The sequence below is a fragment of the Acinetobacter junii CIP 64.5 genome (assembly GCF_000368765.1).
Classification (GTDB): Bacteria; Pseudomonadota; Gammaproteobacteria; order Pseudomonadales; family Moraxellaceae; genus Acinetobacter; species Acinetobacter junii.
This window is the reverse complement of record NZ_KB849655.1, coordinates 1789669-1814358: the sequence shown is the minus strand read 5'-3', so window position 1 is coordinate 1814358 and position 24690 is coordinate 1789669. Positions and strand designations below refer to the sequence as shown.

Sequence of the window (24690 nt, the reverse complement as noted above, 5' to 3'; positions counted from 1 at the left end):
TATGTTATGATTCTTACAATAGTTGTCGCTCTAACACGAGTCAATTCATGCGAGAAATCATTCTTATATCCTTTTTAGGACCAGATCAACCGAATCAGTTTACTCGATTAATGCAGGTACTCTCCGTACATTCTTTGCAAATACTCGATGTCGGTCAGGCGGTTATTCACAATCAACTGACCCTTGGGATCGTTGTTGCATCAGATAACGAGACTGCAACAGCATTAGCAATGAAAGAGATTCTGATTTTAGCACATGATATTGGCTTAACTGTGCGATTTAAACCAATCAGCAACGCAGAATATGACCAATGGGTGAGTGAGGGCGGACGTACACGCTATATCGTGACGGCTCTTGCACCTGAACTGACCGCTGCACATTTGCAAGCTGTGACTCAAATTGTTTCGGGTCAAGGGTTTAACATAGAAACGGTAACACGTTTATCAGGACGTTTAGAACTAGAAGAAGAAAGTCAGTTCCCACGACGCGCTTGCGTTCAGTTCGGATTAAGCGGACAAATGCTGGATGCACAAGCAATGCGTGCTGCTTGTTTGAGTTTATCAGGTGAGTTAAACATCGACGTTGCCGTACAAGAAGATAATGCTTATCGCCGTAATCGTCGCTTGGTTTGCTTTGATATGGACTCTACATTGATTGAGCAAGAAGTGATTGATGAGCTTGCATTAGAAGCGGGTGTGGGTGAGCAAGTTGCTGAAATTACAGAACGTGCAATGCAAGGTGAGCTTGATTTCCAACAAAGTTTCCGTGCACGTGTTGCGTTGTTAAAAGGCTTAGATGCATCTGTTCTGCCTAAAATTGCTGAGCGTCTAACTGTGACAGAAGGTGCAGAGCGCTTAATTTCAACGTTGAAGGCCTTGGGTTATAAGACAGCAATTCTTTCAGGTGGCTTCCAATATTTCGCAGAGTATTTACAAGCTAAACTTGGCATTGATGAAGTGCATGCCAATATTTTGGATGTGCAAGATGGGCTTGTCACTGGTGAAGTGAAAGGTGCGATTGTTGATGGTGCGCGTAAGGCAGAGCTGTTACGCCAGTTGGCTGATAAAATGGGTATCTCATTAGAGCAGGCGATGGCTGTTGGTGATGGCGCAAATGATTTACCAATGCTGTCAATCGCTGGGCTAGGTGTGGCTTTCCGTGCCAAACCTCTAGTTCGTCAAAATGCCAATCAGGCAATTTCGAGTGTGGGTTTAGATGGCGTGCTTTATCTTTTAGGTATGCATGATAAAGACCTCAATCGAGCATAGATAAATGTAGATCTGAGCCCTCAAATAAAGCCACAGATCATGTGGCTTTATTGATTTTATTGGCTGTCATCACTTCGTCATATTTATGTCTAAATGTATAGAAAACCTACAATTAAAAAATTCAGAAAAAAGTTTTTTTGACGTCAAAATTAAGCGTATTTTTTTGTAATGACACTCAGTAATTGATGCTATATAGAAATTTCAGAATTATGATTTTTAAAAAATGTAATTACAAAAGCATATTGCGACATCTTGTGTCGTATCGTTAATTTTAAGCTCTTTTTTTCTAAAAAAAACGCTCCATAATGCATAAAGACGTTAATGCAACACGAAGTACTGTTAGAGATTACAGAACAATATAAGGTCTGAACGTTGATTCAGACATCCTTTTAAAGACGGAGGTTTCTATGGAAGCAGCGAATTTCACCATGTGGGTTGGATTTGGCTTGATCGCTGTCGCAGTTATTGCTGTTTTCTTCTCTCCTTATCGTCGTTGGTTAGGTTTTATGTTGGCGGGTATGATTAGTTGGGGACTGCTCGAAGTGGTACGCTTTGGTGTGCAAACCATGTTCGAAATGTCTGTCGCTTATAGTTATCTGACAGCGCTCAGCCTTGCGATGGTGACGGTGACATTTATTCTTTTACGTGAAGACAAACAAGCACAAAAACAACTGGCAAATCGCCAGTATATTGAACACACGCCTGTTTATAAGGATGACCAACAACAATGTTCTAGTCGATAAATACATAATAATTCTAATCACATCAAAGGCGTGCTCAGCACGCCTTTTTTACATTCACTTTCTGAAACAAAGCTTTTACAGAGTTCTTCACAATTGTGCTAGGATACGGGTTGTCTTAATTTTCATCATTATACTGTGGGCATAATTGTCATGAAGCTTTCTTCTCTACCTGTGGTTAAGTTACCTATCGTTGATGTAAGTACAGATCCACTGGATTTGTTGGTGGCAGGTTTGGCGTTGCGTATGAAGCAATTGGCACGTACTAGCCCTAAGTTTATTGAGTTAGTTCATGATCGTGAATTTCGTATTCAAATTGGTACAGATTTGGGTATGGCGCGTCAGATTATTGTCAATCACGGTAAGATCGATACAGTTGCAGGCAATCCTGAAAAAGCGGATTTTATTTTGCAATTTGCTTCAAGTGAGCAAGGCGTAAAAACTTTAGTAAAAGGCGACCCAACAGCATTCATGACAGGTATGCAAGACGGTAGCATTAAAATGGAAGGTGACTTTAGCTTATTGGTTTGGTTCAACCAAGCAGCGAAATTGATCCCACCTAAAGTACCAAAACCTGTAAAAGAAAAAATTCGCCAAGCACGTGCGTTTATTAAAGAAAAAACAGGTAAATAACAAGCCTGAAAAAAACTCCCTAGATGGGAGTTTTTTTATTGCCTAAAGTTATTCAATCTCTAGATTAAAAGTCACAGGTCCATCATTCACCAAATGTACTTTCATATCCGCAGCAAAAATACCTGTTTGTACATTTTCAAATTGCTGTTGTGCGTATTCAACCAATTGCTCGTAGAGTGCTTTGGCATCTGAAGGTGGCATCGCAGGTCCAAAGTCTGGTCGTAACCCTTTTTGAGTTTGTGCCATGAGGGTAAATTGAGATACCAATAAAATACCGCCACTGGCTTGACTCACATTCCACCCCATCTTGCCATTTTCATCGTCAAAGATTCGATATTTGAGAATCTTATCTATCAGTTTCTGACCCTTTTCTAAAGTATCGTCTTTCCCTAAGCCTAGAAAAACCAATAAGCCTTTTTCAATCTCGCCCGTGGTTTGTCCGTCCACAACCACTTTTGCTTCAAGAACTCGCTGAATTAATGCACGCATAACTTTAAAAATTGGATGATAGGAGATGCGCAATTTTAGCAGAGCAAAAGGATAAAAATGAGTCGTGCAGCAAAAGTCTACTATTCAATCTCCAGCGTTTGGTTGTATAACAACAGATATCTAATAAAAATTGGTTAAAACCATCCTTTATGCCTGCCATTATTCGATCTTTACTCGACACGGACTTGTATAAATTCACGATGTTGCAAGTCGTGCTACATCAGTTTCCGCAAACTCACAGTGTTTATTTATTTCGTTGCCGCAATTTAGATGACACGGTTTATCCGCTAGTTGAGATTTTGGATGATTTGAACCATCAACTTGATTTGTTGTGTGAGCTGCGCTTCACCGATGATGAGTTACAGTATTTACGTTCCTTGCGTTTTATTAAAAGTGATTTTGTTGATTACTTAGAGTTATTTCAACTTAAACGTCGTTTTATCCAAGCCAGTATGGATGAGGCAGGTCGGCTCGATATTCGAATCGAAGGTCCAATGGTACAAGCCATGATGTTTGAGATTTTCGTTTTAGCTATCGTCAATGAGCTGTATTTCCAACGCATCCGTAATGATGACGTTTTTGTAGAAGGCGAGCGCCGTTTACAGCAGAAGCTAGTTCAACTACAAGATTATGCTCAGCAACAGCAAGAAAATGATCCTCCATTCTTAGTCTCAGATTTTGGAACACGACGACGTTATAGTTTTGAATGGCAAAAACATGTAGTTCAAGCCTTTCACTCAGCTGCACCCAAAGTTTTCCGTGGCACCAGCAATGTGCTGTTAGCGAAAGAATTAGGCATTAGCCCGATCGGAACCATGGCACATGAGTTTTTACAGGCTTTTCAGGCATTGGATGTACGGTTACGTAATTTCCAAAAAGCGGCTTTAGAAGCGTGGGTACAAGAGTATCGAGGGGATTTGGGTATCGCTTTGACCGATGTGGTTGGGATGGATGCTTTCTTGCGAGATTTTGATCTGTATTTTGCCAAATTATTTGATGGTTTGCGCCATGATAGTGGTGATCCTTATGAATGGGGTGATAAAGCCTTTGCGCACTATCGCAAATTAAAAATAGATACCAAGACCAAAATGTTAACTTTTAGTGATGGTTTAAATTTAGAGAAAGCATGGTTATTGCACCAATATTTTAAAGATCGCTTTCAGGTTAGTTTTGGTATTGGAACTAATCTCACCAATGACATGGGACAGACACCGCTTAATATTGTTTTAAAACTGGTGGAATGTAATGGGCAATCGGTAGCAAAAATTTCTGATAGTTCAGGCAAGACCATGAGCGATAATGAAACGTTTTTGGCGTATTTGCGTCAGGTGTTTGAGATTGAAGAGGCCTAATTATTCTTTCATACTCAAAATTTAGTACGGCTGTGGAATCGCTCAAATGTTATGAGAGATCTGTAATAGGTACTCTTTACTTTTGAAAGATCCAAAGTAACAATTTTTTGTTGAACTGACGGCACATCCTCAGCAATTTCAAAGCAACGCTTTGAAAGCAGCGCAAGGCAGCCACAGAGACGGCATGGATGCCGCCTCTGCACCAGTAAATTTTTTCGACAGGTTTATATGGCTTAACTTTCGCAATTGTCAGCAAATTTTATGCTTTAAATCTAAAATCGTTGGGTTTTTTCCTATATCTTGTTTTCTGCTAAATGAATATGAAAAATCAGACAAAGATAAAAAGTGAGCTATGCTAAAATTTGATGCAATGCTGTAATCACAAGACACCATAACAATGACTGACACAGATTTTAAATTAGGTTTATTGATTGAACCTGAACAACTTGTACCATACTTGGGTCATGAGTTGATTCGAGTGATCGATCTAAGCCGAGCTTCGGTTTATGAGCAACTGCACATTCCACATGCTATTCATTTGCAACCTAAATATTTAGTTGCGCAGAATGAACAAGCGAATGGTGTATTGCCAGATGTCGATGGTTTAAAAACCTTGATTGAGAAATTAAATATTTCACCGCAACATCATGTAGTGGTGTATGACGACGAGGGTGGTGCTTGGGCAGGGCGTTTGATTTGGAATTTACACTGCTTAGGTTTCACACGTACCAGTTTGATTAATGGTGGTATTCATGGCTGGCTAGGTGCAGGTTTACCAACCACGTCTGAAGTTGAGCCATACAAACCTGTTGCAGAGTTAGTTGCTATTGATGAGCAGGCAGTCCAACAGCATCGTATTGAATATGATGAACTCCTCAATGAAGTCAATCATAAGAATATTCAACTTTGGGACTGCCGTACCATAGATGAATATACGGGTTTACGTCTTGCTGCGCGACGCGGTGGTCACATCCCAAATGCTTTGCATTTTGAATGGAGTACTGCCCTAAATCGTGAAAATCATCTAAAATTACACCCGCTTGAACGCACTCAACAACGTTTGGAACAATTAGGCTTTAATTTACAACAACCTGTGGTGGTGTATTGTCAGTCACATCACCGTTCGGGCTTGGCGTATATCTTGGCAAAATTACTCAATTGGCAAGTGAGAGCCTACGATGGTGCGTGGAGTGAATGGGGCAATCGCCTCGATAGTCCTATTATTTCAGGGGAGTCACCATCTTGAGTTTTTCAGCAGACCTAAAAAAACAACTTTTTATCAAAGCACAAAACTTAGTACCTCAACATCAACTGAGCCGTGTCATCGGCAAAGTGGCAGCCAGTGAAAATGTTTTGGTAAAAACTGCTGTGATTCAGGCATTCAAAGCGAAATACGGCATTGACATGAGCATTGCTGAGCAGACTAATCCGAATCAATATAAATCATTTAATGAGTTCTTCACCCGTGCATTGAAAGAAGGTGTACGCGGTGTGGACGAGCGTGCGGATAGTATTGTTTGTCCTGCGGATGGTGCAATTTCTCAGCTGGGTAAGATTGAGGCAGGTGATATTTTCCAAGCCAAAGGTCAAAGTTTTTCTGTAGAGAAATTGATTGGTGATCCGCAACTTGCAAAGCCATTTGTAGATGGTCAGTTTGCAACAGTTTATTTATCACCAAAAGATTATCACCGTGTACATATGCCATTTGCAGGTACATTGACTGAAACTTTATATATCCCAGGTGAGTTGTTCTCAGTTAATCAAACGACTGCTGAAAATGTACCAGGTTTGTTTGCGCGTAATGAGCGTATGGTATGTTTGTTTGATACAGAACTTGGTCGTATGGCGGTGGTTTTAGTTGGTGCGATGATTGTGGCTGGGATTGAAACTGTTGCAACAGGTAAAGTAAAACCTTCAGGTAAAGTTGAATTACAGCATCATCAAATGCAGTTAGATAAAGGTGCTGAGTTAGGTCGTTTCTACTTAGGTTCTACTGCTGTGGTTTTATTTGAAAAAGATAAAATGGTATGGGAAGAACAATTTAAAGCGAACTCGACTGTGGTAATGGGTGAGCGGTTAGGTCATTCGATTTAATTAGTAAAATTATAAAAAGCCCCTAGATAGGGGCTTTTTATTTTATGTTGTTATTCCCAAGTAGAAATGTCCTACCTAATAACCAAATAGAAATGTCCTATATGGACATTTCCAAGTCAAGCACAGGATTTAGATTTCGTTGTTCAATCGCTGTTTTCTGTGCTTGTCTACGTGGCATCTTTTGAGAACGATTGCGTTTGTTTTGGTGTTCCAGTTGTTCATGCTGTTGTTGAATATGTGCCAGCACAGAACCCAAACGTTTATTCTCAACGATCTCTCGCTGGTTGAGCTGACTTAATTTATCAAAGATGCTGTAATTGATTTTTCTTCCCTGATATTCAATGGCTACAGTACCATCCGGATATTCCAGGAACTCAAGATACTTGCCGCCCAATCTTTGATTTTCTTCGCTGTTTTCCAAGATATATACGCATTTATCATAAGTAATCGTCAAGCTGTTCGTGACCCTGCGGGGTTCACGCCAGGTAAAAACATCATCTAATTCTTCGGCTGTTTCAGCGATAGGCCGATGTAGATCCTTGGAATTAAAAGCCATCTTGGCGAATTTACGATTAAATTGCTCAATAAAGCACGGCAGCCACTTATTGGCATCTGCAATTGAACTGATGCCTTCTAGACGCATCTCCTTAATCAGACGATCCTGAAGTGTTCTATTCGCTCGTTCTACACGACCTTTGGCTTGAGGGGAGTTAGCGAAAATGATATCGATATTGAGAGTGCTCAGAACACGTCCAAACTGGGTAATCTTGGTGTCTTTCTTGCTACTTTGATTCACCCTAAAAACTGAATGTTTGTCACTGTAAAATGCCAATGGCTTACCATGCTGTTCGATATATAAACGTGTCGAAATCATATAGTCAAAGGCTGACTCTGACGCACAGAAGCGTAAATGCTGCAATTTTCCTGTGGCATCATCGATGAATACTAGCAGACAGCATTTAGGTGCTCGACCTTCAAACCAATCATGGTGTGAGCCATCAATTTGGATCAATTCACCATAACAATCTCGGTTATAACGAGGCTGATATGGTCGTTTCAGGCGCTTGCAGCGAGGGATCCATAAATCGGCTGCAATCATCCAGGAACGCAGGGTTTCTACTGAAAGATCGAATCCATGCACGGTGGTGAGCTTTTCATGCGCTAAAGTGGGTCCGAAACCATAAAGTTGATCTGAAACAATATTGAGACACTTAAGTCTGAGTTCTTCAGGAAGTTTAGAATTGCTGATTTGGCCACGACCGGCATGGGCTAATGCAGCGGGACCTTGAGCTTTGTATTTCTGCAGTAAGCGTCTGATGTGACGTTCTGAGATATGAAGTAGCTGAGCAGCCTGGGATTGAGTTATACGTTGATCACAGATTTCTTGCAAGACCGACAATCGTTTAAGTTCTTTATCCGACATAGACACCAACATATCAAACCGTCCGCTAAGGAAATTGCAAAAGCGCATATTCTAAAAGCGGACATTTTTACTTTGGAGAAACCGGACATTTCTATTTTGGGCTTACAAGAATAGTTTCGCATAAGCGCCATTATGTTAAATGGGTGGATTTAATAAGTTGTAGAGCTACAATTCACTGCATATCCATAGTTATAACAATTGGTATTAGTAGTTTTTGGAGCCATCTTTTGTAGGCTTTCATTAAGATCATTCCAAGCCTGTTTATTTGCTTGTTGTTGCATTTTATATGCTTCGATCTGCGCACTATCTGCTGGTGTAATAACTTGCCCTGTAGCCATGCCATTATGCTGGCAATACAATGTATCCGTATCTGAGTAAGAATAAGAGAATTGCTTACAGTTTGGTGGGAAATAATATAGCTTTCCATTGTGTCTAGCTGTGCCATATCCAACAGTAGAACATCCTGTCAAAATGATTAAATTAACTAGTAATAAGTACTTTTTCATATATCCCCCTGTAAAATATTGATTTTACAATTATAAAGATATTTTTAGAATTAAATAATGAAAATCTAAAATTTAGTAAATTTTATTATTTTTAAATATTTCTAAAATTAACATAATACACCTTATACGAAATTCTAATGTAAGCCCAAAATAGAAATGTCCGGTTTCTCCAAAGTAAAAATGTCCGCTTTTAGAATATGCGCTTTTGCAATTTCCTTAGCGGACGGTTTGATATGTTGGTGTCTATGTCGGATAAAGAACTTAAACGATTGTCGGTCTTGCAAGAAATCTGTGATCAACGTATAACTCAATCCCAGGCTGCTCAGCTACTTCATATCTCAGAACGTCACATCAGACGCTTACTGCAGAAATACAAAGCTCAAGGTCCCGCTGCATTAGCCCATGCCGGTCGTGGCCAAATCAGCAATTCTAAACTTCCTGAAGAACTCAGACTTAAGTGTCTCAATATTGTTTCAGATCAACTTTATGGTTTCGGACCCACTTTAGCGCATGAAAAGCTCACCACCGTGCATGGATTCGATCTTTCAGTAGAAACCCTGCGTTCCTGGATGATTGCAGCCGATTTATGGATCCCTCGCTGCAAGCGCCTGAAACGACCATATCAGCCTCGTTATAACCGAGATTGTTATGGTGAATTGATCCAAATTGATGGCTCACACCATGATTGGTTTGAAGGTCGAGCACCTAAATGCTGTCTGCTAGTATTCATCGATGATGCCACAGGAAAATTGCAGCATTTACGCTTCTGTGCGTCAGAGTCAGCCTTTGACTATATGATTTCGACACGTTTATATATCGAACAGCATGGTAAGCCATTGGCATTTTACAGTGACAAACATTCAGTTTTTAGGGTGAATCAAAGTAGCAAGAAAGACACCAAGATTACCCAGTTTGGACGTGTTCTGAGCACTCTCAATATCGATATCATTTTCGCTAACTCCCCTCAAGCCAAAGGTCGTGTAGAACGAGCGAATAGAACACTTCAGGATCGTCTGATTAAGGAGATGCGTCTAGAAGGCATCAGTTCAATTGCAGATGCCAATAAGTGGCTGCCGTGCTTTATTGAGCAATTTAATCGTAAATTCGCCAAGATGGCTTTTAATTCCAAGGATCTACATCGGCCTATCGCTGAAACAGCCGAAGAATTAGATGATGTTTTTACCTGGCGTGAACCCCGCAGGGTCACGAACAGCTTGACGATTACTTATGATAAATGCGTATATATCTTGGAAAACAGCGAAGAAAATCAAAGATTGGGCGGCAAGTATCTTGAGTTCCTGGAATATCCGGATGGTACTGTAGCCATTGAATATCAGGGAAGAAAAATCAATTACAGCATCTTTGATAAATTAAGTCAGCTCAACCAGCGAGAGATCGTTGAGAATAAACGTTTGGGTTCTGTGCTGGCACATATTCAACAACAGCATGAACAACTGGAACACCAAAACAAACGCAATCGTTCTCAAAAGATGCCACGTAGACAAGCACAGAAAACAGCGATTGAACAACGAAATCTAAATCCTGTGCTTGACTTGGAAATGTCCATATAGGACATTTCTATTTGGTTATTAGGTAGGACATTTCTACTTGGGAATAACATATTCTTTATTATTTCAATTAAATCAATATCTTATAAATTTTACATAATCCAAACAAACACTAAAAAGCCGACTCGGAAACAAGTCGGCTGCTTTTTAAGCATGTTTGATATTTCTTGCCAAACATAAAACTAATTCTGTAAGCCATTTCCTACACCGATTAACGTCAATGTCCCATTTTCAGCCTAAGTTAAATTCCCTAATATCAACTCATCAGGAACAGGAAGTTCCAAAAACATAAAACAATAATAATAAGTTTGAGCATCAGGATGTGAGATATGACAGGAGTTGTATCTAGTGAAAGGAATACGAAAAAGCCCGACAGGATGTCGGGCTTTTTTCTTTTCTGTTAAAGCTGTTGTGTTGCCCAAAGTTCTATCAGCAACTGGAGAGTTTTAGTGAGAGGTTTATAACTAGGCCAAATCGCATGGATTGGCATATCTAGTCCGTTGGTGGTATCACTAAACTCCAAACGAACCAAACTTTGTTTAGCAAAATGCTCATGAACGATGGACAACGGAAAATTACCCCAGCCGAGTCCTTGCTCCACCATCCCAATCGCCATGGATAAATTATCTGTATGCCAGTAGGCATCTGAGACCAAAATACGTGGGTCAGGGAGAGGATAATTTTTACTTGCCACAATAATTTGTCGAAGCTCAGATAACATCGTCAGTTCATTTTTATGTTGTGCCCGAAGCTGTTGTGCTTCTTTAGGGGAAATCGCAGCAACAAATTTTTCAACACCCAATAAACGGAAGCGTTCATTGGCATCAATCGTAGATGAACTATAAGCAACATACAGATCGATTTCATTATTTCTAAGGCGTGCTTTGAGTTCTTGCTGTGCTGCGCAGTGCATTTCGATATTTAACAGCGGATAGCGATGCGTTAAATCTTCGATGCCTGCCAATACAATTTTTTGATTAATATCAGCCGCAACGCCAATTTTAAGATTTGTTTCCAATCCCATAGAAAGCTCTGTGAGATGCATTTCAAGTTGACGCAATTTGGTCACAATTAATCGTGCATGTGGTTCAATAGATAGGGCAATCTCGGTAGGTTCTAAATGATTTTTGCTACGTTCAAATAATTTTAAATTCAATTCTGCTTCTAAATTCGCAATGGCCATACTCACAGCCGAAGGTACTCGATTTAAAGCACGTGCTGCAGCAGAGAAATTGCCTCGATCAATCACTTCAAGAATTAATTCCAGCTGTTCACTATTCATATTTATCTCAAGTTTGCTTGTCAGTAAAACTGATCACGATTAACTTTTTTTATCAGAAAGAGCGCGTAAAATCCACGTTTTGTTGATTTTGAGGTGCTGTCATGCAAGGAATGAAAAGAAGAGTGACCTATGTATTTTTCTATGAAGTACTCAGTTTTTTGATTTGTGCGATGATTTTGGCTGTACTTTCAGGCTCAACGATCAGTCACACTGGACCTTTGTCATTATTAATTGCGGTGATCGCTGTCAGCGTAAATTTCTTTTACAACTATGCCTTTGAATGGTGGGAAAAACGACAGCATTCTAAGACACGAACCATTTTTAGACGTATCGCCCATGCTATCGGCTTTCAAGTGGTCTTAGTCACTATTTTGATTCCATTGATTGCTTGGTGGATGCAAATCAGTTTAGTCAAAGCCTTCTTATTAGATTTTAGTTTGATGATCATCATTCCATGCTATACCTTTGTTTATAATTACTTTTTTGATCATTTATTTGGTTTACCCAGTCACTTGCTTGAAACTAAACCATTGCCTTCAACGACTAAGCTTTAATTTAAATCAAAGCCTATTCAAGCAATCATGATTGCACATAAAAATGGGGACTTATAAAAGCCCCCATGTTTTTATCTATGACATTAAGCGATGTATATTTTTTATAAGCGAATCCATGTCATAGCACGAAAGCTATTATTACTTGGATGTTTGGCACTGATATTTAGCATTTTACCTGTTTTGCTTAAACGTCCTTGAATACTGTATTTATGACCATCATAAGGGTTGATCCAGACACCTTGACCAAATTCCTCATCTTGATTGAGTTTTTTGAGCTTAGTTAATACTTCCATACCGACGATAGGTTGATCTTTCAAAGCACCTGTACATTTTGTGCAAGTAGTCGGAGCGACCTCTTTAGCAGAGGGATACATTTTGACGATGACAGCACTGTATTGTTCTGTTTTAGAATTGCGTCGAATCACAATATCTGACACATAAGAACCAGTGCGTTCATCGACAACTTTCCATGTACCAATTAGAGGATCAAAAGGGCTTGCTTGAATATGAAAAGCAGTAATGAGTCCGAGGAGTAACGCAAAGCTGCGAATTAAAGAAATAATCATAAGTCGTTTTTACATCGAGATGAGGTGTAGAAATAGCGAAATGAAACAACAACTTATTATATTATTTAAAAGTATAGAAAAACATCATAAATCAGGGAACTTGGCAGTTCCCTGTAACTATTTTAGATCATATGGTAAAGGCGTTCTTTCGGGAACACGGCTGTAAATGTAGAACCTTCATTTTCTTTAGAGGTGATTTCGAGATGTGCACCATGCTGCATCAGCACATGCTTAACGATCGCTAGACCTAGACCTGTGCCGCCAGTTTGACGACTGCGAGCGCTATCAACCCGATAAAAACGCTCCGTGAGACGAGGGAGGTGTTTAGGGTTGATCCCAATACCATTGTCTTGGACAGAAAAATAGGCATGATCGCCATCTTCGTGCCAACCAATGGTAATAATTCCACCTTTGGGTGTGTATTTAATGGAATTGGTAATTAAGTTGCTGAAAGCACTAGCAATTTCCATGTCCGAACCAATCAGATCACAGTGGCTATCAATATCTAAGTTGAGTGTATGACCATAATCGAGATTATAGGCACGTGCATCATCAAATAATTGATTCATCAGATTTGCCATATCAATAATCTGATTTTTAGCGACTTTTTTATTATTCTCTAAATTGGATAATAGTAATAAATCATTGACCAAAGCATTCATACGTTTGGTTTGCGACTGCATCTGGGTAAATGCACGTTTCCAACGTGGGGTAATATCATCTTGATCGGTAAAGGTTTCAAGGTATCCGCTCAATACCGTCAGTGGCGTGCGTAGCTCGTGGGAAATATTATCCACGAAATCTTTACGCATCTGTTCAAGGTTATGCATTCGAGTAATGTCATGTGCAACCAAGAGACGGCTTTCCCCACCAAAACGTGTGATTTTAACTTGTACATAACGCTCTTCGTCCATCTGTGCTTGAAGACGAATTCCATCTGGCGCTTGATCACTATTTTTGAAATATTCAATGAAATTGGGTTGGCGCAAAATAGAGAGTAAATTGCGACCACGATCTAAAGGATTAATTCCCAATAACTTTTCAGCAGCAGGATTCCACCATTCAATCTGATGCTGATCATCGATTAAAACCACCGCTTCAGCTAATGCAACTAATGATGACTGGGCACGATCTATTAATCCCACCATCTCAGCTTGTACGATTCGTTCTTGGCGTTGTGCGCGGTAGACATTAAATAATAGTGCGCCCCAAATGCCATTTAGATTAGGTGGCATATCGTAGGGACGATTTGAAATCCAATCATTGACTAGATAAAGCGAGCGGAGCTGCAAAAGAAAGAAAACAACAAAGGCAACAAAGATACAGCTCCAAAAGTATCCAACCCCAAATCCAATTAAGCTTGCAATCAATAAGAAAAACATCAACAGTCTTAAATCTTGTTTTGCAAACGTCCACAAACTGCTGTAACGAAATTGTTGGTGCTCACGTGCCAGTTCAGGGACGGGATAAGGTTCATACATAAAGGGTTTTAACCTGCTGCTAAGTCAGCTCGTGTAGAAAAACGATAACCAGTGCCACGTACCGTTTGAACAAAACGATCAACACCAAAGGGTTCTAACACTTTGCGCAAACGACGAATATGTACATCAATAGTACGGTCTTCGATATATACATTGCCGCCCCAAACTTGGTCAAGTAATTGAGCACGTGTATATGCACGTTCAGGGTGAGTCATAAAGAAAGCAAGCAAACGATATTCAGTCGGCCCCATCTCGAGGATGCTGTTTCCAAAACTCACACGCTGGCTGACAGGATCAAGCATTAAGCCATTGGCATCAATAACTTTTTCACCGCTCAGCGCATTGGCACGACGTAACACTGCTTTAATACGTGAAACCAGTTCACGCGTCGAAAATGGTTTGGTCATGTAGTCATCAGCACCAGCATCAAGACCTTGAACTTTATGGTCTTCTTCACCGCGTGCAGTCAACATGATCACAGGAATTTCTGCTAAGTTTTCATCGCGTTTTAGGCGACGGCACAAATCGACACCACTCACACCACCCGGTAGCATCCAATCCAGCAAAATAAGAGCAGGACGCTGGTCAACAATAATCTGATGCGCTTGTTTAGCATCTTCCGCTTGCAAACATTGGAAGCCTGCCATATCCAAAGATGTATGGATCATTTCGCGGATCGGTAGTTCATCATCGACAATTAAAATATAGTCATCTTTCACAGCGCAATACCCTTAATATCTGTAACGGTGAACCGTTTTGTTGTTATGACAGGCTTATTACAAAGATTAATTATGACAATATCATTGCAAAAGAGTTAATAAAGTCGAATTTAGCAATAAATTGTGACAATTGTGGGGCAGAGCAATGACCAAATGATGACAGGTTGCTGATTAATAAATCAAATGAATTCATTCGTTTAATCGGATCATCATTTAAGTATATGCTTTGTAACAAAACTGTAAAAAGATTTTAATTTTTTTGTGATGTGGTTTCGATAAAGGATAAAAACACGGCACAGCAGGCTGCAAGAACTTCATCAAGTGGTTGTTTAAAGCCTTCAGAGACCCAACGAATAATAATATGAGTCACGTATCCATTCAGCCCTGTAGCCATTAACGACACTTCATCATTGCCTTGAGGGGCATTCGGCATCGTGATCATGACGAAAGCCTGAATAATGCGGTCAAATTGCGTCAATGTTTCTTGAATGGTGGCTTGGTTATGTAAGTCTTGAACGAGCATGGCATCAATATAAATGATACGTGCCATACGCGGATCATCTTTAATCGCAGTGAGCAATGCAGATAAACCCGCAGTTACCATGTTTTTAGGTTCAGGGGCAGCCATGATGACCGCTTGGGTCAAGCAAGTTTGCATTTTTCCAATCATTTTTAAGAAAACGGTTTGGAATAACTCTTCACTTTTCTTAAAAGATTCATAGAAATAGCGTTCAGTAAGTTTTGCCTCATTACAGACATCTTTCACAGTGACAGAGAAAAAACCTTGTGTCCCATAAGTGGCGATACCCGCCTCAATCAGTTTCTCTCGGCGCGCTTCTTTACGCTCACTCAAAGAAAGCCCTTTAAATTGGCGTTCTTTCGCGTCAACATTCTTTTTTTTACGTGTCGCCTGATCTTGAGTCGTCATTAGAAAAACCGTTCCCTAAAAAATCTTTAAATCGTGTGGCTCGGACGAGTTTGCATTGAATTACTGTCATTTCAGATCAAAAATCATGAGGATGACCATCCATGCCACAACTTGCAAAAGGTAGACAAAATTATTCCCCTTGTTAAATTTTATAACGAAGTTTGGGGAAACATCTTAGTCCTAACACTCTCGACAATAACATTTTTTACCAATTGTCGATGCTTTATGCGGCTCTAGCATAACTAAATTCCACGCAATATGCTTTGTCTCGTTCCAAGATCTTAGGTCATGAAATGTAAATAGACCTAATATGACAAGCAATATGTTGATTCTTGCCATTTGTCTTAAAGTGATATTGTACTATATTGACAATATGTATTGTCAAAATTATATTGGTTATAACTCAAACTGCACATGATCTACTCAAATGTGTGCAATTCATTCGCAATACAAAGGATAGGCAATGAAAAATTTTAAAAATAAAGTCGCAGCGATCACAGGTGCAGGTTCTGGGATTGGACAACAACTGGCAGTTTTATTGGCTAAACAAGGTTGTCACTTGTCATTGAGCGATATCAATGAAAAAGGCTTAGCACAAACTGTTGAGCTTGTGAAAGATAATCCAATTACAGTTACAACCAAAGTGCTTGATGTTTCTGATCGCGAAGCGGTAAAACAATGGGCACAAGAAACAGTTCAAGATCATGGTTGTGTCAATATGATCTTTAACAATGCAGGAGTTGCATTGGGTTCTACCGTTGAAGGTGCAAGCTACGAAGATTTAGAGTGGATCGTCGGAATTAACTTCTGGGGTGTGGTGTATGGAACAAAAGAATTCCTTCCATTCATCAAACAAACTAAAGATGGTCACATCATCAATATCTCAAGTATTTTTGGTTTGACATCACAACCAACTCAATCTGCTTATAACGCAACAAAATTTGCGGTACGCGGTTTCACAGAGTCATTACGCCAAGAACTTGATATTGAAAAGAGCGGTGTAAGTTCACTTTGCGTACACCCAGGTGGTATTCGTACCAATATTGCCAAAGCTGCAAAAATGAACGACAGCTTAAAGAGCCTAGGTATGGATCCAGGCAAATCAATCAAGCAGTTTGATAAATTCTTGCGTACACCACCAGAAGAAGCTGCACGTCAAATTTTAAATGCGGTATTAAAAGATAAACGCCGTTTGTTGATTGGAACAGATGCTCGAATTTTAGATTCTTTCCAACGTCTATTCCCTACGGGCTATCAACGTATTGCAGCTTTTGCAACTAAGATGCTTTAAGCTTTATATGCTTGATAAAAAAGCCATTCAGATTTGAATGGCTTTTTTATTTATTAGATGAGTCGTTTAATATCACGTTTTTTCCAGACAAATTGATAATAACTTGCTTGGAAAATACATAGACATACAAAGGCGAGCGCGTAAGCTGTCCAAATACCATTTAAGCCCCACGTAGAACTAAACCAATAAGCACAAGGCACTTCGATCAGAAGGATGGTCAAAATATTGATCATCATTGGGACATTGACTGTACCACTGGCACGCATAATTGAAGCAAAAATAGCACTTGCACCAAAAAACAAAATTGACCATAGCACAATAAATAATAGCTGTTGCCCTAATACCACCACACTATGATCGGTGATAAAAAGCGCCATTAAATACTTAGAAAATAGATAAGCCAAAGTGATGAGTGTTCCTGTAAACAAGATATTCATGCCTAAGGCAGTCCGTGTCACTTTAGCCAATAAGTCGGATTTTCCAGCCCCAATCGCTTGCGCTGCAAAGATTGATGCCGCTATGGAGATCGACATGGCTGGGAATTGAATGTAGTTCAGAACTTGATTGACTGCGCCATATGCGGCAGTTGCGTGTGCGCCATAACGATTAACTAAGCTAATAATCACTAAGCCAGCCAAAGACGTGGTGACCATTTGTACGCCTGTCGGAATACCCAGTTTTAAAATTAACTTACTTAAACTTGGATCGTGACGAATACTTCGAAGCAGTTGACGATCAATTTTAAGAGGATGATTTTTATAATTTAAGTAGAAAGCTAGAAAAATGAGTACAGCCGCATAACCCATGATGGTGGCAACTGCAGGTGCGATAATGCCTAATTCAGGAAAACCAAAATAGCCTTTTAATAAAACAGGTGTAACCACCAAGCCAATTAAACTGGTTAAACTCAAGGCAATTAGCGGTGTCACGCTATCGCCAACACCCCGTAAAATCGAGGTATAAATAATATAAACAAATAATAACGGACTACCCACTAGCATCCATTGAACGTAGGGTAATGATAGATGCATGACTTTAGGGTCGGTGCCCAACACATTTAAAATCTGCTCAGCAAATACCAGACCTAAAATGGCAATCAAGGTGCCCCCAATCAGGGTAATAAATAATGTTGAGCCGATGACACAGCGAACCTTTTCAAGATTTTGTGCTCCCCATGCTTGCCCAACTAATACGGTAGTGCCTGCTGAAATTCCAATCACAAAAGCCAAGAGAAAAAACAGGATAGGGAAAAATACAGAAACGGCTGCAATCGCATCCACGCCCATCATCTGACCGACAAAAATCGTATTAATCGTACCTGAAAGATTCTGCAAAATATTTGTGGCGATTAGCGGGACAAGAAAAACAAAAAAGGTTTTCCAGAGATTGGGTTGCATCACCAACGTTTGGCGTGGCGTCATTTAAACTCCTTTACGCGTCTATTGGAAACGCAAATCATCTCTTCAAAATAACATATGCAGCACGAGCTTGGGTTGAGTTCGGTTTATGTTTTGTTGATCAACACTGTACGAGGATTTCTCCTGCACGTTGCAAGGTTATATCGGTTTTAGCAAAACAAAATCGAATGAGTCTGAGCGATTCAGGGGCTTGCTGATAAAAGACAGAAATTGGGATAGCGACAATTTTGTGTTGCTCTGCAAGGAATTGGCACATCTCCACGTCATTCAGATCAGGTCGAATTTCACTATAGTCTAGGTTTTGGAAATAGGTTCCCTGAGATGGTAGAAATTTAAAACGTGAGTCTCGGATTTGAGCATTAAAACGATCACGTTTTGCTTGGTAGAAATGAGGAAGTTCTTGAATATGCTCAGGATGCTGCTGCATATAATTAGCCAGTGCGATTTGGCATGGTGTAGTACCACAAAAATTTGCGTACTGATAAATCTGTCGAAATAGACTCATTAATTCCGGTGCAGCAACACAATATCCTGTTTTCCAACCCGTGACATGATAGGTCTTTCCAAAAGAACCAATGACATAACTACGTTCACGCAGTTCGGGAAAACTTAGAGCACTAAAATGTTTTTGCCCATCAAAGACCAGATGTTCATAAACTTCATCAGACAATACAACAATATTTTTATCTTCAATAAGTTGAATCAGTTGTTGCCAGTCCTGCTCTGACCAAATTGCTCCTGTAGGATTATGTGGTGTATTGACAATAATCATGCGAGTTTTGGCAGTGATGCTGTCTTGAACCCTTTGCCAATCTACCTGAAATGAAGGTGCTTCCAAATGAATATGAATCGACTTACCACCTGCGAGTTGTACCGCAGGTGCATAACTGTCATAACTTGGATCAAAAATAATAACTTCATCACCTGCGTGGATACAGGCTTGGATTGCACAGAAAATGGCAATGGTTGCACCAGGTGTAATGGTAACTTCGGTGATGGGGTCGCAATTTAATTGATCACGTTGCAGAAATTGTTGTGCTAACTGTTCGCGCAGAGCCAGTACACCATCTCCTGCTGGGTATTGGTTATAGCCATCTAATGTTGCTTGGCTAAGTGCTTCTAACAGAGCGGGTGGGGCAGGAAAATCAGGAAAACCTTGTGATAGGTTCAAGGCATTGAGCCTGTGAGCGAGTTCAGTCATTACACTAAAAATGGTCACACCTTGACTTGGAAGTTTTGACTGAAGTTGCAGCATGGTGATTAACCTAATTGAAGTTTTGTTTTGAGTTGATTGTATCGGTAAAAGGATGAGATATCCAAATCGTCGCAACTGGTGCGAACAGAGATTTACGTCTCTTCCTTGCTTCAATAATGTGCTAAATATCAAGAGAAATAGTGGAATAGTGTCTTAATCAAAACAATAGTGACAGAATTGGTCATTTTTTAATTAAATTTGTCTAATAAATTATTATTTTTCAATTACATATGGTGTTTTAATTTAATTATTTAAGCGATATAATTTATATCGAGAGATTAAAATAAATACGAATAATTGTGAAATAGGACATTAAGCAATGGACAATTTCGATCTAAAAATACGCTATCCGCATCATCTTGATTTAAATGATGTAGAACAATGTGGAGCATTAAATACCATTGGGGTATTAACTCGATTTGACAGAATGGGTTGGAAACAACAACTCAATCGTTGGTTGCAGCTCGACGGTGCAAGCCCGACTTTTACCATTACAGATGGTAATACAGAACACACCATCGAAATCGTTTTAAATCCCTATGCCTCATCTCAAGAGTTGAGCTTCACGGTAAAAACAGATATTCCTGTGGTCGTTGCTAAAAAACAAATCTTTGGTTTAGTACAATTTCAGGCAAAAGAGAGAATTCATTTTAGCCATCTGTCATTGGTTCAAGTAAAAGCGTACGTAACTGCCTTTTTAAAACAAGATACCGAAGCTTTGGCACGCTATTATCAAGAAAGTAAGCAGTTGGTTTGCTGATGAATGACAGGAAAAGAGATCTTTCTCTTTATGTGTTTTTGTTGGGAAGATGGATGAGCCCTAATCACAGGGTGCTTAGAGCAAAAGACGGCAAAGTCGAAAGACTCTACCGTATATGGCTCTATCGTTTATAAAACGTTTTCAACAATTGCACGAATGACGCCAAGTGCCAAACCAATAAATGCGCCAACAATCACACCATTCACACGGATCATATGTAAATCGCCACCCACTTCGCTTTCGATTTTGGCGATCATTTCTCGAGAATCCCACTCGTGGATGCGCTCACTGATATAACGAATAATTTTATCGCTATATTGTTCACTGAAGTTGGTTGCTAAGCCGACCATTTTTTCATTCAAAACTTCACGAACTTTTTCATTTTGAATCAAGCTTATACCAAGCTGTTGAATCGCAGTTCTTAAATTCGTTGCGATACCTGAATCTTCTTGCATTAAATCCGTTTTAATTGCATCACACAGGATCGCGATAGCACCACTAATAAAATTGAGCACCTGAGGACTATCGAGCAAAGCATCCTTGCCACTATTTAGACGTAGACTGGCTTCGCTATCGTTATCAGCAAGTTGTAACATCAGTGTATGTGTTGTGGCTTCAATGTCTTGGCGCCATGGGTGATCAGGGTTGGCTAACATCGATTCAACTTTTTCGATCAGTGAATCAATCGTCCGTTGTTGTACATCAATTCCAATCCAGCTCGCACCTTTTGCCAGTTTCCATACGCCTAATTCTTGAAATAATTTACGAGATAGGTCTCGTGCTTCTTCAGGATGAGACACCATCCATTCATGTGCTAGATCAAGCCCACGTTGCAATACATCTTGGTGGAAATCATTATCTAAAACAGCACGTAACATTTCACTGGCAAGTTTGTTGATTTTGGTGCTACGAACCCATTGCACACTATTGTTCTGTACAAAGTGGGCAATTTGATCTTGGCTGACAAATTCAAAAATTCTAGGGACTGTGTGCTGAATCATCTGCACCACTTGCGTATTGTTTTTAGGATTCGCTAACCATTCACCAATTGCCAAACTCATGTCTGCATTTTTGAGACTACGTTCTACGATTTGCGGTGATAAAAAGTTTTCTTGGACGAAGCGACCCATCGATTCGGCAATACGGGCTTTATTACGTGGAATAATTTCCGTGTGGTCACGGAGTAATTTCGGTAAAGGCATTTTGCCGAAAGGATTACGAAATAATACTGTGACAGCATACCAGTCTGCTAAACCACCAACCACACCTGCTTCTGCACCAAGCATAAATATATGGATGATCCATTTGTATTCAGGAAAAAAATGCGCCGCGACCATTAAGCCAATCCATGACACTACCGCAATAATCAGTGCCATCGTGGCGAAGTATTTACTTCTCTGGAGGCTAGGTACGTGGATTTCTTCGACTGAATTCATTTAGTCATCCTTTATTCACTTTTTGTTTTGAGTGGGCACAGCGGGCTGTAACACATCTCCTGATGGACTCAATCCGTACTTTGATCCTAATGATTGCAAAATCATTTGCGCGTCAAAAGCATCTGGAGATTGATCTTGAGTCTTGAAACACTCGATAGTATACGACACTTGGATTGGATCAATATTGACCACTTGTGGCATATCATAGAATGGATCGGGCCAAAAGCCTGGATGGCGACGATAGTAGCCATATGGATAATAGCTAGGCGATGGATAAATCACAGTCTGACGCGGTGCTTTATTCCGTGCATTACTTGGGTCATCCACAACCGTAAAATAACGGTATCCATTTTTGAGTGTTGTTTGAGCAGCTTTTAATAAGGTAATTTCTTCAGCTGTACCATAACTTAGATTTGGACCTGCTTGAAAACCAATACGATACGTTTTGCTATTTAATGGATAAGCGGTGAATTGACCAAGTTGGTCAAAGGTTTTGGGTTGTTGTGGAATGGTCGCGCACCCTGTAAATGCCAATGCGACAAGGAGAGGGGTGCATTTCAATACAGTTTTCATATGCAATTCCTATTTCAATGTCTGTAAAACTGACTTAAAAGCTACTGTTGGGTTGGGTTAAAAATTCCAACTCTTCCGCCGTTGATGTTCTACCTAAAATTTCATTTCGATGTGGATAGCGGCCAAAACGATCAATAATGATCTTATGTTTCTTTTCAAAACTCAGATTGATTTCATTCCCCAAGCGTTGAAAAAGCTTGAGGGCATATTCATGCATCAATTTAGATTCACTGTGCATAAACGGCATATATAAGAAAGAACGTTGTTCAGGGCTCAATTGCGCATCAAGTTGTAAGCTAATCGCTTCCTGTGCCAGTGCCAATGCCAAACTGTCATAAGCAAATGCTTGTGCTTGGTCACGGTAGATATTACGAGAGAATTGATCGAGTACAATGATTTCAGCCAAACGACCTTCTGGCGTTTTGCGCCAAGACCAAAGTTCTGCTTGGCTTGCTTGCTGGTGAATTATTTGAAATTGCTCGCGAATTTTATCGTCAAAAGCATCACTTTTCGCGAACCAAAGTGAACGATGATTCGGATCAAACCAAAAGTCGAGAATGTCTTGTGCTTGCATGAAGAAGTGCCAAATGAAAGATCGATTATTTTAATAAAATCACAAATTCAGCGTGTCTTATGTAACAAGATTGTGATAAAAATTGCCAAATTAAATCAGATGACTAGATCACAATTGTCGTTATAATTGGCAGAATAACGAAGTCGCTAACACTTATCTTGTTGGCCGATCTTGAATAAGCGAGCATATAAATTATGAATCAACCCAACACATTTTCTTCCTCTGTGATTCCAACATGGGTAGATGCTTCGCTATTGAAGGGGATGTTACGCGGCATAGAACGTGAAAGTTTAAGAATGCAAAGCAATGGATTTTTATCACAAAAAAATCATCCAAAAGCTTTAGGGTCTGCACTCACGCACCCTCATATTACAACGGATTATTCAGAAGCATTGATGGAGTTTATTACCACTCCTCAATCTACTATTGCTGCGGCATTAGATGAATTGCGAGATATTCACACCGTGGTGCATCAACACCTAGAAGAAGGTGAGCGCTTATGGCCACTGTCGATGCCATGTATGCTGGATGATAATGAAGAGAATATCCAATTAGCACAGTACGGAACCTCGAATATTGGTCGTTTTAAAACGCTTTATCGCCGTGGTTTAGGTGTGCGTTATGGTCGCCGTATGCAGACGATTTCAGGGGTGCATTATAATTTATCTTTCCCTGATCAATTGTTTGCTGAGTTACAACAGCAAGAGAGCGATCAAGAATTAAAACAACTCAGTGCTCAAGATTATCGTAGCCATCGTTATTTTGGCTTAATTCGTAATTTTATTCGTTTAACTCCTTTGGTGATGTATTTATTAGGAGCGAGTCCATCCGTTTGTCGTTGTTTCCTGACAGGTCGTGAACATCATTTACAACCTTTGGTTAAAGGCACTTTGTATTTACCAGAGGCTACGGCTTTACGTATGGGGCGTTTGGGATACCAAAACTCAGCACAGAAAGAATTAGGCATTCATTATAACGATCTGCATGACTATTTGGATGGATTGCAGAAAGCAGTACATACGCCTTATCCAGAGTTTAGTGCGTTGGGCTTAGACGATGAGTCTGGTGAACCTATCCAAATTAATGATCATGTGCTTCAGATCGAAAATGAATACTATAGTTTGGTACGTCCAAAACAAGTTCCTCAGGCCGGTGAAACGCCATCACAAGCGTTGAAAAATCGTGGTGTTGGTTATGTCGAACTTCGTGCTGTTGACGTCAATCCGTATAGTTCAATCGGTATTGATGAGATTGCTGCTGGTTTTCTTGAAAGTCTAGCTTTATATTGTTTACTGAGTGATAGTCCAGAGTTGTATGCAGATGAACAAGAACAGATTGATCGCAATCAAACAGAGGTTGTGAATCGAGGTCGTGCAGCTGATGTAAAGATTGAGCTTGGTGAGAAAACAATGACTTTTCAAGCTTGGGCACAGCAGCATTTGGCAACTATTCAGCAATGTGCGATTTTACTCGATCAAGCGAATCAAACACAGTTGTATCAAGACGCAATTGTTGTGATGCAACAACGCTTAGCACATGTTGAAAATACGCTTTCAGCGCATGTCATTGAAGATACCTTGAAGCATGGTGGTACATGGAGTTTTGGCAGCGTTATGGCTCAGCAACATGTGCAATATTATGATCAGCATGTATTAAACCAAGAAAGAAAACAGTATTTTGATGAGCTAGCACAAACTTCGTTGCAAAAACAGGCTGAACTTGAACAAGATAACGACATGAGTTTTAGCCAATATCTTGCAAAATACCGTTAAAAATTTTT

At 39.9% G+C, this 24690-nt stretch carries 24 protein-coding genes; 11 read left to right on the top strand and 13 right to left on the bottom strand.

Features of this window, described 5'->3' with window-relative positions:
* Positions 1-47 precede the first annotated feature (47 nt).
* The 3 genes from serB (at position 48) to F948_RS14190 (ending at position 2641) form a co-directional block, all read left to right on the top strand.
* Positions 48-1268: a phosphoserine phosphatase SerB gene (serB, locus tag F948_RS14200; protein ID WP_004910102.1), complete on the top strand. Its 1221-nt coding sequence runs from the start codon at positions 48-50 to the stop codon at positions 1266-1268.
* A gap of 407 nt (positions 1269-1675) precedes the next feature.
* Complete coding sequence (aciT, locus tag F948_RS14195) at positions 1676-2011, top strand: ciprofloxacin tolerance protein AciT (protein WP_004951151.1); 336 nt, start codon at positions 1676-1678, stop codon at positions 2009-2011.
* Positions 2012-2161: 150 nt separating this feature from the next.
* A complete protein-coding gene (locus tag F948_RS14190) occupies positions 2162-2641 on the top strand; it encodes a hypothetical protein (RefSeq protein WP_004910100.1) in 480 nt (159 codons plus the stop codon).
* 48 nt (positions 2642-2689) lie between these two features.
* Here F948_RS14190 and dtd read toward each other — a convergent pair whose 3' ends face one another.
* A complete protein-coding gene (dtd, locus tag F948_RS14185) occupies positions 2690-3130 on the bottom strand; it encodes a D-aminoacyl-tRNA deacylase (RefSeq protein ID WP_004910099.1) in 441 nt (146 codons plus the stop codon).
* Between the two features lie 149 nt (positions 3131-3279).
* On the opposite strand from dtd, the gene pncB reads away from it, so the two are divergent.
* The 3 genes from pncB (at position 3280) to asd (ending at position 6576) form a co-directional block, all read left to right on the top strand.
* Positions 3280-4482 (top strand): nicotinate phosphoribosyltransferase, encoded by a 1203-nt coding sequence (gene pncB / locus F948_RS14180; RefSeq protein ID WP_004951160.1) that lies wholly within the window; start codon positions 3280-3282, stop codon positions 4480-4482.
* 397 nt (positions 4483-4879) lie between these two features.
* Entirely contained in the window at positions 4880-5728 is an 849-nt protein-coding gene (locus tag F948_RS14175) for a sulfurtransferase (protein WP_004951163.1), read from the top strand.
* A complete protein-coding gene (gene asd, locus F948_RS14170) occupies positions 5725-6576 on the top strand; it encodes an archaetidylserine decarboxylase (RefSeq protein WP_004910093.1) in 852 nt (283 codons plus the stop codon). The genes F948_RS14175 and asd overlap by 4 nt, the downstream gene beginning before the upstream one ends.
* A gap of 97 nt (positions 6577-6673) precedes the next feature.
* On the opposite strand, the gene F948_RS14165 is transcribed toward asd, so the two are convergent.
* Both F948_RS14165 and F948_RS14160 read right to left on the bottom strand, forming a co-directional pair.
* Entirely contained in the window at positions 6674-7999 is a 1326-nt protein-coding gene (locus F948_RS14165) for an ISNCY family transposase (RefSeq protein WP_008942541.1), read from the bottom strand.
* A gap of 149 nt (positions 8000-8148) precedes the next feature.
* Positions 8149-8505, bottom strand: coding sequence for a hypothetical protein (locus F948_RS14160; RefSeq protein WP_004965052.1), 357 nt, complete (start codon positions 8503-8505; stop codon positions 8149-8151).
* Between the two features lie 245 nt (positions 8506-8750).
* Here F948_RS14160 and F948_RS14155 point away from each other — a divergent pair, with 245 nt between their 5' ends.
* On the top strand, positions 8751-10076 hold the full coding sequence (locus F948_RS14155; RefSeq protein WP_008942541.1) for an ISNCY family transposase: 1326 nt from the start codon (positions 8751-8753) through the stop codon (positions 10074-10076).
* Positions 10077-10473: 397 nt separating this feature from the next.
* On the opposite strand, the gene F948_RS14150 is transcribed toward F948_RS14155, so the two are convergent.
* Entirely contained in the window at positions 10474-11361 is an 888-nt protein-coding gene (locus F948_RS14150; protein WP_026057352.1) for a LysR family transcriptional regulator, read from the bottom strand.
* Between the two features lie 95 nt (positions 11362-11456).
* Between F948_RS14150 and F948_RS14145 the strand changes: the two genes are divergently transcribed.
* On the top strand, positions 11457-11909 hold the full coding sequence (locus tag F948_RS14145; protein ID WP_004965047.1) for a PACE efflux transporter: 453 nt from the start codon (positions 11457-11459) through the stop codon (positions 11907-11909).
* 101 nt (positions 11910-12010) lie between these two features.
* Here the strand turns inward: F948_RS14145 and F948_RS14140 are convergent, their stop codons facing one another.
* From F948_RS14140 to F948_RS14125, 4 genes are all read right to left on the bottom strand, one after another.
* A complete protein-coding gene (locus F948_RS14140) occupies positions 12011-12475 on the bottom strand; it encodes a DUF2147 domain-containing protein (protein ID WP_004965041.1) in 465 nt (154 codons plus the stop codon).
* Positions 12476-12597: 122 nt separating this feature from the next.
* Entirely contained in the window at positions 12598-13956 is a 1359-nt protein-coding gene (phoR, locus tag F948_RS14135) for a phosphate regulon sensor histidine kinase PhoR (RefSeq protein ID WP_004965039.1), read from the bottom strand.
* Positions 13957-13964: 8 nt separating this feature from the next.
* Entirely contained in the window at positions 13965-14675 is a 711-nt protein-coding gene (gene phoB / locus F948_RS14130) for a phosphate regulon transcriptional regulator PhoB (RefSeq protein ID WP_004679100.1), read from the bottom strand.
* A gap of 250 nt (positions 14676-14925) precedes the next feature.
* Positions 14926-15603 carry a TetR/AcrR family transcriptional regulator gene (locus F948_RS14125; protein ID WP_004910075.1) on the bottom strand — a complete coding sequence of 226 codons (678 nt, stop codon included), beginning with the start codon at positions 15601-15603 and terminating at the stop codon, positions 14926-14928.
* A gap of 463 nt (positions 15604-16066) precedes the next feature.
* Here F948_RS14125 and F948_RS14120 point away from each other — a divergent pair, with 463 nt between their 5' ends.
* On the top strand, positions 16067-16894 hold the full coding sequence (locus F948_RS14120; protein WP_004910072.1) for an SDR family NAD(P)-dependent oxidoreductase: 828 nt from the start codon (positions 16067-16069) through the stop codon (positions 16892-16894).
* A 53-nt stretch (positions 16895-16947) separates the two neighbouring features.
* Here the strand turns inward: F948_RS14120 and F948_RS14115 are convergent, their stop codons facing one another.
* Entirely contained in the window at positions 16948-18315 is a 1368-nt protein-coding gene (locus F948_RS14115; protein ID WP_004965034.1) for an MATE family efflux transporter, read from the bottom strand.
* 97 nt (positions 18316-18412) lie between these two features.
* Positions 18413-19567, bottom strand: a complete 1155-nt coding sequence (locus F948_RS14110) for a pyridoxal phosphate-dependent aminotransferase (RefSeq protein ID WP_004965031.1) — start codon at positions 19565-19567, stop codon at positions 18413-18415.
* Positions 19568-19886: 319 nt separating this feature from the next.
* Here F948_RS14110 and F948_RS14105 point away from each other — a divergent pair, with 319 nt between their 5' ends.
* A complete protein-coding gene (locus F948_RS14105) occupies positions 19887-20327 on the top strand; it encodes a hypothetical protein (protein ID WP_004965030.1) in 441 nt (146 codons plus the stop codon).
* Positions 20328-20455: 128 nt separating this feature from the next.
* On the opposite strand, the gene F948_RS14100 is transcribed toward F948_RS14105, so the two are convergent.
* From F948_RS14100 to F948_RS14090, 3 genes are read right to left on the bottom strand one after another with little or no spacing between them, the layout of a single operon-like run.
* The gene (locus F948_RS14100; protein ID WP_004910060.1) at positions 20456-21763 is read right to left on the bottom strand and encodes a DUF445 domain-containing protein; all 1308 of its coding nucleotides are present in this window, start codon (positions 21761-21763) and stop codon (positions 20456-20458) included.
* A gap of 15 nt (positions 21764-21778) precedes the next feature.
* Entirely contained in the window at positions 21779-22336 is a 558-nt protein-coding gene (locus F948_RS14095; protein WP_004965028.1) for a CC0125/CC1285 family lipoprotein, read from the bottom strand.
* Positions 22337-22370: 34 nt separating this feature from the next.
* Positions 22371-22910: a DUF924 family protein gene (locus F948_RS14090; RefSeq protein ID WP_004965025.1), complete on the bottom strand. Its 540-nt coding sequence runs from the start codon at positions 22908-22910 to the stop codon at positions 22371-22373.
* Positions 22911-23104: 194 nt separating this feature from the next.
* On the opposite strand from F948_RS14090, the gene gshA reads away from it, so the two are divergent.
* A complete protein-coding gene (gene gshA / locus F948_RS14085) occupies positions 23105-24682 on the top strand; it encodes a glutamate--cysteine ligase (RefSeq protein WP_004965023.1) in 1578 nt (525 codons plus the stop codon).
* The last annotated feature ends 8 nt before the right edge of the window (positions 24683-24690 follow it).